The sequence below is a fragment of the Microbispora rosea genome (assembly GCF_044460045.1).
Classification (GTDB): Bacteria; Actinomycetota; Actinomycetes; order Streptosporangiales; family Streptosporangiaceae; genus Microbispora; species Microbispora rosea.
The window spans coordinates 373,495-386,723 of the sequence record NZ_JBITJO010000005.1; the positions used below are offsets into that span (position 1 = coordinate 373,495).

Sequence of the window (13,229 nt, forward strand, 5' to 3'; positions counted from 1 at the left end):
AGGACGCAACATGTCGGCAACGTGCCCGCGACTAACGTCCGGGGCGTCAGACCAACACCCTGTCCGGGAGGTCCATCCCATGACCCGCTACGCCGCGCCGGGACAGCCGGACGCCCTCATGGCGTACGAGCAGCGTTACGACCACTGGATCGGCGGGGAGTACGTCCCGCCGCAGCGGGGGCAGTACTTCGAGAACCCCACGCCGGTGACCGGTCAGACCTTCACCGAGATCGCGCGCGGCACGGCCGAGGACGTCGAGCGCGCGCTGGACGCCGCGCACGGCGCCGCCCCGGCCTGGGGACGTACGCCCGCGGCCGAGCGGGCGAACATCCTCAACCGGATCGCCGACCGCATGGAGCAGAACCTGGAGCGGCTCGCCGTCGCCGAGACCTGGGAGAACGGCAAGCCGATCCGGGAGACGCTGGCCGCCGACATCCCGCTGGCCATCGACCACTTCCGCTACTTCGCGGGAGCGATCAGGGCCCAGGAGGGCAGCCTGTCGGAGATCGACGCGGACACCGTCGCCTACCACTTCCACGAGCCGCTCGGCGTCGTCGCGCAGATCATCCCGTGGAACTTCCCGATCCTGATGGCCGCCTGGAAGCTCGCGCCGGCGCTGGCCGCCGGCAACGCCGTGGTCCTCAAGCCGGCCGAGCAGACCCCGGCGTCGATCCACTACTGGATGAGCCTGGTCGCCGACCTCCTCCCGCCGGGTGTCCTCAACATCGTCAACGGGTTCGGCGTGGAGGCGGGCAAGCCGCTGGCCTCCAGCGCGCGGGTCGCGAAGGTCGCGTTCACCGGGGAGACCACCACCGGGCGGCTGATCATGCAGTACGCCAGCGAGAACATCAAGCCGGTCACGCTTGAGCTCGGCGGCAAGAGCCCCAACGTCTTCTTCGACGACGTGTCCTCCGCCGACGACGAGTTCTTCGACAAGGCGCTGGAGGGCTTCACGATGTTCGCGCTCAACCAGGGGGAGGTGTGCACCTGTCCCTCCAGGGCGCTCATCCAGCAGGGCCACTACCGGAGGTTCCTGGAGGCCGCGGTCGAGCGTACGGAGAAGATCGTCCGCGGTCACCCGCTCGACCTGGCCACGATGGTCGGCGCCCAGGCGTCCAACGACCAGCTGGAGAAGATCCTGTCCTACCTCGACATCGGCCGGCAGGAGGGCGCCAAGGTGCTCACCGGCGGGCACCGCGCCGACCTCGGCGGCGAGCTGTCGGGCGGCTACTACGTCGAGCCGACGATCTTCGAGGGCGCCAACCACATGCGGGTGTTCCAGGAGGAGATCTTCGGGCCGGTCGTGTCGGTGACCTCGTTCACCGACTTCGACGACGCCATAAAGATCGCCAACGACACGTTGTACGGCCTCGGGGCGGGCGTGTGGACCAGGGACGTCAACAAGGCGTACCGGGCCGGCCGGGCCATCCAGGCCGGGCGGGTCTGGACGAACTGCTACCACGCGTATCCCGCCCACGCCGCCTTCGGCGGCTACAAGCAGTCGGGCATCGGCAGGGAGACGCACAAGATGATGCTCGACCACTACCAGCAGACCAAGAACCTGCTGGTCAGCTACTCGCCCTCGAAGCTCGGCTTCTTCTGATGCCCGAGGTGTCCCGCGTGGACCTCACCCCCGCGGCCGCCGACCTCATCCGGCGGCTGCGGGCGGCCCACGGCCCGCTGATGTTCCACCAGTCCGGCGGCTGCTGCGACGGCAGTGCCCCGATGTGCTACCTGGAGGGCGAGTTCCGCACCGGCTCCTCGGACGTGCTGCTCGCCTCGCTGACTGTCGAGGGCGTCGGCGAGCCGGTCACGTTCTGGATGTCGTCGAGCCAGTTCGAGCGCTGGCGGCACACCCACCTGACCGTGGACGTCGTCCCCGGCCGGGGCAGCGGCTTCTCCCTGGAGGCGCCCGAGGGCGTGCGTTTCCTGATCCGTTCCCGCCTGCTCACCGAGGCGGAACGCGCCGCCCTCGACGGCTGAACGCTCATTACTCGTTGACGCCGAAATGTAACGGTAAGTAATGTCTCCGCTGTGGTTGTGTGCGGTGGCGGATGGACCGGGAGGGGTACGGTGAGCATGCGGCTGATCCGGGGAGGAGCGGTCATCAGCATGCCCGTCGATACGCCAAATCCTCTGGCAGGGTCCGTGCTGTCCATACTCGTGGCGGCACGGGAGCTAAGCCTGTCAGTGACCGAGACTCACCTGGTGGGGCTCCTTTATCTCACCGACGTCGCCGCCGTCGAGGCGGGACACCCGGCGATCACCGGGGCCACCTGGCGCCTCGGGCGCCGCGGCCCCTACGACCCCGCCCTCACGCGGGCCCAGGACTATGTGGTGGACAGCGAACTCGCGGAGCGCGGCGACGAAGAGTCGTCCGACGCGGAGGCGGGCGTTCTGTCCTTGACCATGGATGTGGACGACCCTCTCGATCCTGAGGCCATGAACTTCGTCCGTACTGTCGTGGCTCTGCATGGCGGAAAGGACACAGTCGCTCTTCGGAGCGTGGTGGACGGCACCGTGCCTATGGTCGAGGCGCAGGCGGGCGGAGAGTCCGGCGTTCTGCTCGACCTCAGCCGGGCACGGCGGCGCAGGCAGGCCGCGGCGCTGCTCACGCGAGCGAGGGCGCGGCGTGCGTCCGTGCCTCCCGAGCGTGACGACGACGGTGTCGGGGCGATCCTCAAGCAGGAGTTTCTGCAGGCGAGAGACGCTCTGCGGCGCGCTAACGCGAAGGCCCTGGACGATCGGTGAAAGCGTTCATTCGCAAGGGCGGCGTCTACTACGTCTCCGACCGATCGCTGACGATGCCGCCCAACGACCAGCGCAATCTTCACCCTCGGCGACCGGTCGTCGTCCTGAGCGGCGACGCGAAGAACCAGCAGCCGGACTGGGATTTGCTTTACGTCGCGCCCTTGTCGACCGCAACGACGCTCAAAACGGAGTATTGCGTCAAGCTCGCGCAGGGGGTGGCCAATCTGCCCAGCAAATGCTGGGTGCGCACTGTCTGCGCGCAGCCCTTTCTCAAGGAAGAACTCGGCGACTACCTGGGGCAACTTCCACCGCAGCTGGTGGCCCTGATCGAGGACAATCTGTTCGCGTACCTCGGCCTGGTGGACTGACAGGCGAGCGGAGGCCGCGGCGGGGGTGCCGCGACCTCCGGGACTGCACCTGGACTCAGATCTTGCCGGTGCCCGCGTTGGCGAGGACGTTCGCCTTGACGCCGCTGGGGTTGTCCACCGTGTACGAGTACGGGATGGAGGCGACGCTGCCGGAGGTCTGCGGCGTGCCGGAGTTCACGAAGTAGTTGTTGCGGGCCACGATCGACCCGCCCGGCGAGGAGCCTTCGGCGGTGTGGGTGGGCTCGGCGATGTTCTCGAAGTAGTTGCCCTCGACGAGCACCCCGGCGCCGCAGGTGGAGGCGATGCCGTAGCTGTAGTCGGTGTAGGACGGGTCCTTGTAGTAGTAGTTGTTGAACACGTGCACCGGGTTGCCGAAGCGCACCCGCGGGTTGCGCTGGGCGCAGGTCTGGAACGCGTTGTGGTGGTACGTCACGCGCAGGTGCCCGGTGTCCTCGGAGCCGTTGTTGTCGCTGTGGCCCACGAGCGAGCACTTGACGTGGTCGTGCAGCTTGTTCCAGGAGACGGTGACGTAGTCGGAGCCGTGCGTGATGTCCAGCAGGCCGTCGTAGTAGTCGGTGCCGTGGCCGGTGTCGCTCGACAGGTCGTTGTGGTCGAGCCACACGCGCCTGGCGTTGTCGAGGTGGATCGCGTCGCCGTTGCCATTGCCGGCCTGGACCTTCGAGATCTTCATGTTGCGCACGATGACGTTGCCGACGTCACGGATGTTCAGGCCGCAGCCGGTCAGCCCGGAGTTCGCGCCTACGCCGAGGATGGTGGTGTTGCCGCCCACCCGCACGTCCTCCGAGCAGGTGAAGTTGCCGTTCACCTGGACGACCTTCGCCGAGTCGCCCTGCACGGCGCTGGTGAGTGCGGTCAGGGAGGTGACCGTCGTCGTGGCGCCGCCCGCGCCGCCTGTCGTGCCGCCGCCCTGGGTCGCCCAGCCGACCAGCCCGGTGGTGGGCGGGGTGGTCGGGCCGCCCGTGGGCGTGGTGCTCGGTGTGGGCGACGGGCTCCTGGTCGGTGTGGCGCTGGGGGTGGACGAGGGCTGGGAGCCGGCCGGCTGGAGCGACCACTGTTTGGTGGACACCGAGTCGCAGGAGTTCTGCTGTGCCGGTGCGCCGGAGGAGGTGGAGTTGTCCTTGGTGTTGAGGCACTTGTCGCTGTTGGCGTTGACGAGGCGGTAGCTGGAGCCGGAAGCGGTCGGCTCCCAGGTCTGGGAGGAGGAGCCGGTGCACGGCTCCTGCTGGACGGCCTTGCCGGCGGAGGTGGATGCGTCCTTCACGCCGGCGCATTTGCCGCTGTTGGCGGCGGCCAGGCGGAAGCCGCTGCCCTGGGCCGACAGGTTCCAGGTCTGGTTGCTCGCGCCGTTGCAGCTGGAAACGGTGAGCTGGACGCCGTCGGAGGTGCTGCCGCCCGGGACGGTGAGGCACAGGCCGCTGGCGCCGTTCACGATCCGGTAGGCGCCGGCACTGGGTCCCGCGCTGGGTGCCGCGCTGGAGACGCCGACGAAGACACCGCCGACCAGGGCGGCGACCCCGGCCACGGTGCCGATCACGGTGCCGATCACCCCGACTCCGGTTCTTGTTCTGGTTCTCAAAGCCGAGCTCCTTGCAGGTCGTGCAGGACCCCTGACCGAGGGGGCGAACTCCTGGTCCCGCGAGGGGATGTTCATGAATGAGAACGGCATTCATGAGGAGGAACAACACGCATCAAATTACGGACCTGTTGACCATCGGTCAACGACTTCGCCCGCCCTGGTCCGCAGGCCGCACGGGCGTTCACCCCGGTGGGGCAGGTGGAGACGGACGGAAGTCCTTTGAGATCATCGTGAAACGTTCACGCCGGGACACGGGGAGAGATGCCGGGATGACCGAGGAATCGAGGACGCCGTTCAGCGCGTGGTTGCGGTCGCAGAGCGAGCCCGACTGGACGGCGGTGGTCACGCACCCCTTCGCGGAGGCGATTGGGAGGGGCACCGCCGGCATGCGCCGCTATCTGGAGCAGGACTTCCAGTTCGTGGACGCCTTCACGGCGCTGCTCGGCGCCGCGGTCGCCGCCGCCGACACCTTCGAGTCGCGGGTGGCCGTCGGCCGCTTCCTCGGGCTGACCGTCGCCGACACCGAGCGGGGCTATTTCCACCGCGCGCTCGCCGAGGTCGGCGGTGAGCCGGCCCCGCCCACGCTGGAGCCGGTGACGGTCGAGTTCCGGGACCTGATGGACGAGGTGCGCCGCGGCCAGGACTATCCGCTGATCCTGGCGGTGCTGTGCGTGGCCGAATGGGCCTACCTCGGCTGGGCCTCCCGGATCGTCGAACTCCCGGACGGCTTCGTCCACCGGGAGTGGATCGAGCTGCACAGCGGGCCGGAGTTCGAGGCGTGGGTGGGCTTCCTGCGCGGCGAGCTCGACCGGCTCGGCCCCGGGCTCGACGAGGACGGCCGGGCCAAGGTGCTCGACGTCTTCCGGCGGGCGACCACGCTGGAGCGCCGCTTCTTCGACATGGCGCTCGGTTAGGCGCGCAGGGCGAGGGCGGCGAGGCGGCGCAGGGACACGCGCAGGAAGACCGCGCTCACCGGCCCGGCGATCCGCCAGCCGATCCGCCCGGCCAGGCCGAAGGGCACGTGGAGGTTCTCCTCCCAGATGATCCTGCTCCCGCCGTCCGGGCGGGGCAGCACGTGGAATCGCCCGACTCCGCGCACGACCCGGCCGGTGTGGCGGACCTCCACCTCGTGCGGCGGACGCCAGCCGGTGACGTCCATCGTGTCCACGAACGACAGCGGGCCGACGCCGGTGGCCGCGGCGAGCCTGCTGCCCCTGCTGCGCCCGTCACCGGCCACCACCCACGCGCGGGTCAGCAGCATCCACTCGTGGTGCCGGGGCCAGTCGGTGAGCACGGCGAACACCCGATCCGGGCTCGCCTGCGCGTCCACCGCCACCGAGAGGGTCTCCACGCCGAGGGTCCTACCCAGGAAAGCGACCTACCCCAGGAAGCGGATGTCGCGCGCGGGAGCGTCGCCGGCCGCGAACTCCAGCAGGCGCTCACCCTCGGCCGCCAGCGCGTCACGAGTGGCGGCGCCCAGCGGCTCGAACGGCTCGATCTCCAGGACGGCGGTCTCCCCGGTGCGCTGGGTCCCTCTCCGCTCGATCCGCCACAACCCGGCGACGAAACCGTCGACCAGGATCGTCGCGCGGATGATCCCGTTGACCGTGAAGACCCGCGTGCGGTGCTGCTCCGCCATCACCCGCGTCCGGTCGGCGTGCGAGAGCAGCAGGTTGTCGAACTCGGGCAGGAACCGCGCCGGCGCCTCGGCGTCCGGGCCGGGCAGCGGCGCCCCGGGCAGATCGAACAGCTCCACCCCGTTCTCGTCCCGATACGCGACCAGGTCGAGGTTTCTCACGACGGCGCGCAGCCCGGTCAGGCCCGACCAGACCTGCATGTCCTTGACCGACGCCGGCCCGAAGGCGCGCAGGTAACGCAGCACCATGTCGCCGGCGGCCGAGCCGTCGCCGAGCGGACGGCCCAGCCACGACTCGGCGGGGACATGCCGTGCCTGCGCCGAGGCGCCCCACACGCCCCGCGGCGGCACCTGCACCAGCGGCACGACCGCGCGTACGGCCTGGGCCAGCGCCTCGCGGCCCGGCCACCGCTCGGCGAGCAGTTCCTCAAGCTCCGCGAAGCTCAGCGGCCGCTCGTCCATCAGGGCGCGGGCGACGCTCACCACCTCGCCGAGATCCACCCCGTCCAGCCGCCTGCCGTACGACGTGCGCAGCACGCGGTCGAGGAGCGGCTGCACGACCGGGCGCAGGGCGAGGCAGTCGTCGGCGCTGACGAGGTGGATGGTGCCGCGCATCAGCGCGATCCGTACGGCTGTGCGGTCGGTGAGCAGCCCGGCCAGGTCCTCGTGCCGGAAGTCCGGCAGGCGGGTCCACAGGCCGACGTAGGCTGAGAGAGGAGCCTGCGACTGCATGCCCACCAGATGCTCGATCGCGGCCAAGGCCTTGACGTCGTGACGACGGAGCAGCATCTGGCGATCGAGCAGCGCGCGGTTGAGCATGCGTCGGGTCAGCACACCGCAAACATAACGACCGGCACCGACAGAACCGGGGGGTGCCGCTGATGATCGCTATCGACGTCCCGCTCTGGGCCGCCCGGCTGCGAGCCCTGCGCCGCGGCCGGCTGTGGAGCCGCCGGGACCTGGAAGAACGGCTGACCGAAGCCTCCGGGGAAACCGAGCCCGGTCTGCCCGCGGACGCGGTGCGCGCCTGGGAGGCGGGGGAGCGGCGGCCGGACCCCGGCCACGCGGAGCTGCTGTGCCGCGTGTTCGGCGTGAACGAGGGGGACCTGTTCGTCGGACCGTCGTCGGGCACCGTCCTGTGGCACCACCTGACCGGGATTCCGTTGATGCCGGGCCTGTTCCCCGAAGAGGAGGAGGAACGGGTCGGCCGGGCCGTCGAGCGTCCCTGGCGCGCCGACGCCGGCACGGCCGGCTACTTCGAGCGGATGCTCGACGCCTGCGCCGCGCCGCACGCGCGGCCCGCCGATCTCGCGGCGGCGCTGCGGCCCGTCTTCGCGGGCGTCGAGGCGTTCCGCCGCGACGCCCGGCCGTCCGTACGGGGGCAGCTGCTCGCGCTCGCCGCCCGCGACGCGGAGCTGATCAGCGGGATGGAGCACGAGGCGGGCGACGCGCCGGCGGCGCGGGCGTGGTCCGACCGGGCGATCCGTGAGGCGCGCGAGACCGGTGATCCTCTCGCCGAGGTCTTCGCGCTGGTCCAGCGGGCCGAGCTGGTCGACGCCGCCGAGCCTGGCGAGATCGTCGAGGCGGCCGTGACCGCCCGCGAGCGTTCGGGGGTCCCGGCCGAGGTCGGGACGCTGTCCCTGCGGCGCGAGGCCCGGGCGCACGCGCTTGCCGGTGAGGGGGAGCTGTGTCACCGCTGCCTTGAGGAGTGCCCGGAGGAGCCGGGCGAGACGCGGACGGAGCTGTGCGCGGGCTGCCTGGTCGACCTCGGCCGGCCGGGCGGCGCCATCGAGATGCTGGAGGGCGAGCCGGCCCCGTCCGCGCCCGCGTACCTGGCGGCGTACGTGCTGGCCCGCAGAGCGCACGCGTACGCCGAGGCGCACGAGCGGGACCAGGCGGCCTGCCTCGCCCGGCAGGCACTCGCACTGGCCCGTCGTGCGGGGGCCGCCCGGGCCCTTCGCGAGCTGGGCCGCGTGCTGGTATGACGAGACGTCGCTGTTAGGTTGTGGGCGTTTCGCCAGATTTCTCCTGAAGGGGCGTCCATGTCGGCCGGATCCTCGTTGCCGCCTTCCCTGCTCCGGGCGCTGGCCCGGCCGGTTCCGCCGGGAAGCCTGGCCGACGTCGAGCACGTCGTCTTCGTGATGCTGGAGAACCGCTCGTTCGACCACTACTTCGGGCGGATGCGCGGGGTGCGGGGATTCGGCGACCGCAACGCGGTGTCCACCCGGGCATGGCGGCCGATCTTCGAGCAGGACGGCGTGCTGCCCTTCTCCGTACGGGAGGCGGCGGAGCGGGCCGGGGCCGACCCGATGCTGCTCGACACGCACGACCACACCTGGCTCGGCACCCAGAACGCCTGGGCCATGGGCTGGAACGACGCCTGGGTGCCCAGCAAGGGGCCCGGCTCGATGGCCTACTACGACCGGCTCGACCTGCCCTTCCACTACGAGCTCGCCGACACGTTCACGATCTGCGACGCCTACCACTGCTCGCTGCTGACCTCGACGACGCCCAACCGCAACTACCACGTCTCCGGTCACACGGGCTACGAGCCGGGCACCCGGCAGCGCGCGCTGGACAACGTGGCCTCCGAGGGGGCGGAGGGGCATCCGGGCTACGACTGGGTCACCGCGCCGGAACTGCTGACGCGGGCCGGGCACACCTGGCAGGTGTACCAGGAGTGGGACAACTACGAGTGCAACAACCTCGAGTTCTTCCGGCCGTTCGTGGCCGTGATGGACCGGCTCGGGCTGGGCGGCATGCGCGCGTTCTACGAGAAGGTCCGGGCGGCGGAGGACCCGGCGCCGTTGCTCGCCGAGCTGGAGGCGCGGGTGGCCGCACTGGAACCCGCCGACCGCGACCTCTACGACCGGGCGCTGCGCCGCGCCCCCGCGGGCGGCCTGGGGGAGTGGTTCGCCGCCGACGTGGCCGCCGGCCGCCTGCCCGCGGTGTCGTACGTCGTGCCCCCGCTGGCCGACTCCGAGCACCCCGAGGGGTCGTCGGCGGTGGAGGGCGGACGGGTCGTCTACCAGCTGCTCGACGCGCTGGGGTCCCATCCCGAGGTCTGGGCGCGTACCGCCCTGTTCGTGACCTACGACGAGAACGACGGCTTCTTCGACCACGTGCCGCCGCCGGTCCCGCCCGCCGGCACCCCTGAGGAGTTCGTCGGCGGGCGGCCGATGGGCCTCGGCGTCCGCGTACCCATGATCGTCGTGTCGCCGTGGAGCGTGGGCGGCCACGTCTGCTCGGAGACGTTCGACCACACCTCGACCGTACGGTTCCTGGAGCGCCGGTTCGGGATCACCGCTCCGATCGGCGAATGGCGGCGGCGGGTGGCGGGCGACCTCACCTCCGCCTTCGACTTCGCCGCGCCCATGGCGCCGCCTCCCGTGGAGACCGTGGCCGCTCCGCGGCCGTCCCCGGCCGGGAACCGGTGGTATCCGCAGGCGCCCGCCGAGCAGCGGATGCCGGTCCAGGAGCCGGGGGTCAGGCCGGCCCGGGCGCTGCCCTACCAGCCGGACGCCGAAGCGGTCGTGCGCGGGCGGTCCGTGGAGATCGCGATGCGCAACTCCGGCGCGGCCTCCGCCCACTTCATCCTCTACGGCTACCTCGGCGAGGTCGCGACGCCGATGCACTTCGACGTGCTCGGCGCGGCCGAGGAGGTGGTCTACTTCCCCTGCCCGTCGTACGACCTGGTGCTCGTCGGGCCGAACGGATTCCGCCGGGAGTTCCGGGGCGGGACGGCCGACCCGGTGGAGGTGACCGGCGCGATCGACGCCGAGGCCCGCGCCGTCGTAATCGAGGTGGCGAACCCCGTATCCCTCCCCGCCGAGGTGTCGCTCACCCCGCTGGCCTACGAGGGCGAGGCGCGTACGATCCTGGTCGCGCCGGGCGCCACCGCCCGCGTCGAGTGGCACGCCCCCGCCGGGTGGTACGACCTGATGATCGGCGTGGCGGGGCACGACGGGTTCGCCCGGCGGCTGATGGGACACATCGAGAACGGCCGCCCGAGCGTCACCGGGTGACGCCCGGGCCGGGAACGCGGCAGGTCAGGTGCGGACGAGCGGCGTGTCCACGAGGTGCTCGGCGAGGAACCACGCCTGCAGCTCGCCCGTGCGGATGACCTCGGAGACGAGCAGGTCGTTGGTGCCGTCGTCGCCCATCTCGGCCGCGCGGGAGGCGGCGTCGTGCGCGGCGACCAGGATCGTCTCGTGCGCCTCCAGGAGCCGGGAGAGCATGGCGGGCACCTCCTCCACGCCGTCCGGCGGCCGCGGGATCACGGTCATCTCCGCCACCTGGCGGGGATCGCCGACCGCGACGCCGCCGAGGGTCTGGATGCGTTCGGCTACCGCGTCGATGATCGGCAGCTGCTCGCTCGCATGCTTGTCGAGGAGCAGGTGCAGCTGGTAGAAGGTCGGCCCCCGCATGAGCCAGTGGTGCTTCTTGTAGAGGCTGTAAAGGATCTGCGTGTCGGCCAGGATCTGGTTGAGCCGCTGGCAGGAGTATTCGCGGGTCTCCCTCGGCAGCCCGACCGGGAAGTCGCGCACGGTCCCGAACGACTGTATCTCGGTGCCCCTCTGGTGAAGCCAGGGCTGGCTGCTCTCACGCATTCTGGAGGAAGGGTTGACGCTCAAGATGTCTCTCCTCGCTCAGTCGATTTATCCCCAATAGTGAGTCTTTCGCCAGGCATGACCTCTAAACGCCTTCTCGGGGCATATATCCCAAGGTGAACCATGTCACACCGGCCACCTGCGTGGCGCTCACGGTGGTGCTGCTCGCGGTGACCGGCTGCGGAGGCGGCGGGCGGCAGACGCTCACCGTGTTCGCCGACACCTCGCTCACCGCGACCTTCGGCTCGCTGGGCAAGACGTTCGAGGCCGCTCACCCCGGCGTCGCCGTCCGGCTGGACTTCGGGGGCAGCGGCGCGCTGGCGCGGCGGATCGTGCAGGGAGCGCCGGCCGACCTGTTCGCCGCGGCCGGCGCGGCGACCATGCGCGCGTCGGGGGCGCCGAGCCCGCGGGTCTTCGCGCGTGACCGCCTCCAGATCGCCGTGCCGAAGGGGAACCCCGCCCACGTCGCGAACCTGAAGGACCTGGCCGCTCCCGGCGTCAGGGTGGCCCTGTGCGCCGAGCCGGCGCCGTGCGGGGCGGGCGCCCGCGCCGCGCTCTCCGCCGCCGGGGTGACCGTCACGCCGGCCGGCCCCGATCAGAACGGCCCCGATCAGAACGCCGCGGGGGCGCTGGCCAAGGTCAGGATCGGGAAGGCGGACGCGGCGCTGGTCTACCGTACGGACGTCAGGGCGGCGGCGGGAGCGGTGGAGGGCGTGGACTTCCCCGAGGCGGCGAAGGCGGTCGAGGACTACCTCGTCGCGACCGTCCCCGGGACCACGCGTATCGCGCTGACCAGGGAGTTCGTCGATCTCGTCCTGTCCGACGAGGGCCGCAGGGTCCTCGCGGCCGCCGGCTTCACCCCTGTGACAGGGTGACCTGTGGGCCTTCCGTCAGCCGCGCCGCCGTGCGCTCGGCCGTGGCCCTGGCCCAGCGGCCGGTCGTCAGGAGGGCGACCGCCAGCACGATCAGCCCGTACAGGGCGTTGACGCGATAGGCCGCGGCGCTGGAGGCCATGGACCCCGCGATGGCCACGCCGAGGGACTGGCCGACCTGCCTGCTGGTCGAGGCGACCGCGGCGGCCACCCCCGCCTGCGCGAGCGGCATTCCGGAGACCGCGGTGTTGGTGATCGGAGGGTTGAGCATGCCGAATCCGACGCCGAAGATCACGTAGATCCCGAGCAGCAGGGGAAGCGGCGTGGTGAGCGTCACCTGGGACAGCAGCGCGCCGGCCACCGCGAGGCACACGCCCGCGACGACCGACGGCACGCGTGGGCCTCGGGTGCCGACGAGCCGGCCCGACAGCGGTCCCACGATCGTCGTGATCGCCGCGACCGGCAGCGTGCACAGCCCGGCGGCGAGGGCGGAAAGACCGCGGTGGCTCTGCAGGTAGAGCGTGTTGAGGAACAGGAAGGCCCCCAGGCCGGCGAACCCCGACACCGCCATGACGGCCGCGCCCGAGAACGGCGCGCTGCGGAAGAACCGCATGTCGATGAGGGGCTCTGGCCTGCGCAGCTCCCAGACCACCAGCGCGGCCAGGGCCGCCGCCGCGACGAAGAAGCAGGCGGCGCTCACGCCGGGGCCCGCCGCCGGGCCCTCGATGATCCCGTACGTGAGCGTGCCGAGCAGGACGATCACCAGCACCTGCCCGGCCGGGTCGAGCCTCCGCGCCGAGGGCGCCTTCGACTCCGGGACGAAGCGCCAGGTCAGGAACAGGGCGAGCAGGCCGATGGGCACGTTGATCCAGAAGATGGCCCGCCAGTTCACCGTGTCGGTGAGCAGGCCGCCGACGACCGGTCCGAGCGCCATGCTGATGCCGGTTACGCCGCCCCACACGCCGATCGCCTGGGCCCGCTCCCTGCGGTCGGTGAACGTGTTCGTGATGATCGACATGGCCACCGGGTTGAGCATCGACCCGCCGACGGCCTGGACGATCCTGGCGGCCACCAGCCAGCCCAGGCTCGGGGCGAGGCTGCACAGCAGCGACCCGGCCGTGAAGACCACCAGCCCGGTCTGGAACGTGCGGCGGCGGCCTATCCGGTCGGCCGTCGAGCCGGCCAGCATCAGCAGGCTCGCGAGCGTCAGCGTGTAGGCGTCCACCGTCCACTGGAGGCCGGATATCGGCGCGCGCAGGTCGTGCCCGAGCGACGGCAGGGCGACGTTGACGATCGTGTTGTCGAGAGACACGATCAGCAGGCTCATGCAGCAGATGAGAAGAACGAGTCGCCGCCGTCGGCGGGTCATTTGCGACACCACATCACACAACCGTA

13 protein-coding genes are annotated in these 13,229 nt (G+C 71.2%); 8 read left to right on the plus strand and 5 right to left on the minus strand.

Annotated features, from left to right (window positions below):
- Nucleotides 1–79 precede the first annotated feature (79 nt).
- The 4 genes from adh (at nucleotide 80) to ACIBK1_RS23715 (ending at nucleotide 3,119) form a co-directional block, all read left to right on the plus strand.
- Nucleotides 80–1,603 (plus strand): aldehyde dehydrogenase, encoded by a 1,524-nt coding sequence (gene adh, locus ACIBK1_RS23700; protein WP_076438820.1) that lies wholly within the window; start codon nucleotides 80–82, stop codon nucleotides 1,601–1,603.
- Nucleotides 1,603–1,983 carry a DUF779 domain-containing protein gene (locus tag ACIBK1_RS23705; protein WP_363418081.1) on the plus strand — a complete coding sequence of 127 codons (381 nt, stop codon included), beginning with the start codon at nucleotides 1,603–1,605 and terminating at the stop codon, nucleotides 1,981–1,983. The genes adh and ACIBK1_RS23705 overlap by 1 nt, the downstream gene beginning before the upstream one ends.
- A gap of 90 nt (nucleotides 1,984–2,073) precedes the next feature.
- Entirely contained in the window at nucleotides 2,074–2,751 is a 678-nt protein-coding gene (locus tag ACIBK1_RS23710) for a hypothetical protein (protein ID WP_156080743.1), read from the plus strand.
- Complete coding sequence (locus ACIBK1_RS23715; RefSeq protein ID WP_030505873.1) at nucleotides 2,748–3,119, plus strand: type II toxin-antitoxin system PemK/MazF family toxin; 372 nt, start codon at nucleotides 2,748–2,750, stop codon at nucleotides 3,117–3,119. Before ACIBK1_RS23710 ends, ACIBK1_RS23715 begins: the two co-directional genes overlap by 4 nt.
- Before the next feature lie 55 nt (nucleotides 3,120–3,174).
- On the opposite strand, the gene ACIBK1_RS23720 is transcribed toward ACIBK1_RS23715, so the two are convergent.
- Nucleotides 3,175–4,716, minus strand: coding sequence for a pectate lyase family protein (locus ACIBK1_RS23720; RefSeq protein WP_396737699.1), 1,542 nt, complete (start codon nucleotides 4,714–4,716; stop codon nucleotides 3,175–3,177).
- Nucleotides 4,717–4,985: 269 nt separating this feature from the next.
- Here ACIBK1_RS23720 and ACIBK1_RS23725 point away from each other — a divergent pair, with 269 nt between their 5' ends.
- A complete protein-coding gene (locus ACIBK1_RS23725; protein WP_030511671.1) occupies nucleotides 4,986–5,630 on the plus strand; it encodes a TenA family protein in 645 nt (214 codons plus the stop codon).
- On the opposite strand, the gene ACIBK1_RS23730 is transcribed toward ACIBK1_RS23725, so the two are convergent.
- Together ACIBK1_RS23730 and ACIBK1_RS23735 are read right to left on the minus strand one after the other, a co-directional pair.
- A complete protein-coding gene (locus tag ACIBK1_RS23730) occupies nucleotides 5,627–6,067 on the minus strand; it encodes an SRPBCC family protein (RefSeq protein WP_030511670.1) in 441 nt (146 codons plus the stop codon). The two genes, ACIBK1_RS23725 and ACIBK1_RS23730, sit on opposite strands and share 4 nt — an antisense overlap.
- Before the next feature lie 27 nt (nucleotides 6,068–6,094).
- Nucleotides 6,095–7,186 (minus strand): winged helix DNA-binding domain-containing protein, encoded by a 1,092-nt coding sequence (locus ACIBK1_RS23735; RefSeq protein ID WP_396737702.1) that lies wholly within the window; start codon nucleotides 7,184–7,186, stop codon nucleotides 6,095–6,097.
- A 47-nt stretch (nucleotides 7,187–7,233) separates the two neighbouring features.
- Here ACIBK1_RS23735 and ACIBK1_RS23740 point away from each other — a divergent pair, with 47 nt between their 5' ends.
- Both ACIBK1_RS23740 and ACIBK1_RS23745 read left to right on the plus strand, forming a co-directional pair.
- Nucleotides 7,234–8,337, plus strand: coding sequence for a helix-turn-helix domain-containing protein (locus ACIBK1_RS23740; RefSeq protein WP_396737705.1), 1,104 nt, complete (start codon nucleotides 7,234–7,236; stop codon nucleotides 8,335–8,337).
- Nucleotides 8,338–8,394: 57 nt separating this feature from the next.
- On the plus strand, nucleotides 8,395–10,377 hold the full coding sequence (locus ACIBK1_RS23745) for a phosphocholine-specific phospholipase C (RefSeq protein WP_396737708.1): 1,983 nt from the start codon (nucleotides 8,395–8,397) through the stop codon (nucleotides 10,375–10,377).
- A gap of 24 nt (nucleotides 10,378–10,401) precedes the next feature.
- On the opposite strand, the gene ACIBK1_RS23750 is transcribed toward ACIBK1_RS23745, so the two are convergent.
- Entirely contained in the window at nucleotides 10,402–10,962 is a 561-nt protein-coding gene (locus ACIBK1_RS23750; protein WP_030511666.1) for a Dps family protein, read from the minus strand.
- Between the two features lie 116 nt (nucleotides 10,963–11,078).
- Between ACIBK1_RS23750 and modA the strand changes: the two genes are divergently transcribed.
- Nucleotides 11,079–11,837, plus strand: coding sequence for a molybdate ABC transporter substrate-binding protein (gene modA / locus ACIBK1_RS23755; RefSeq protein ID WP_396737711.1), 759 nt, complete (start codon nucleotides 11,079–11,081; stop codon nucleotides 11,835–11,837).
- Here the strand turns inward: modA and ACIBK1_RS23760 are convergent.
- Nucleotides 11,818–13,203 carry an MFS transporter gene (locus ACIBK1_RS23760; RefSeq protein WP_396737714.1) on the minus strand — a complete coding sequence of 462 codons (1,386 nt, stop codon included), beginning with the start codon at nucleotides 13,201–13,203 and terminating at the stop codon, nucleotides 11,818–11,820. The genes modA and ACIBK1_RS23760 overlap by 20 nt on opposite strands.
- Between the last annotated feature and the right edge of the window lie 26 nt (nucleotides 13,204–13,229).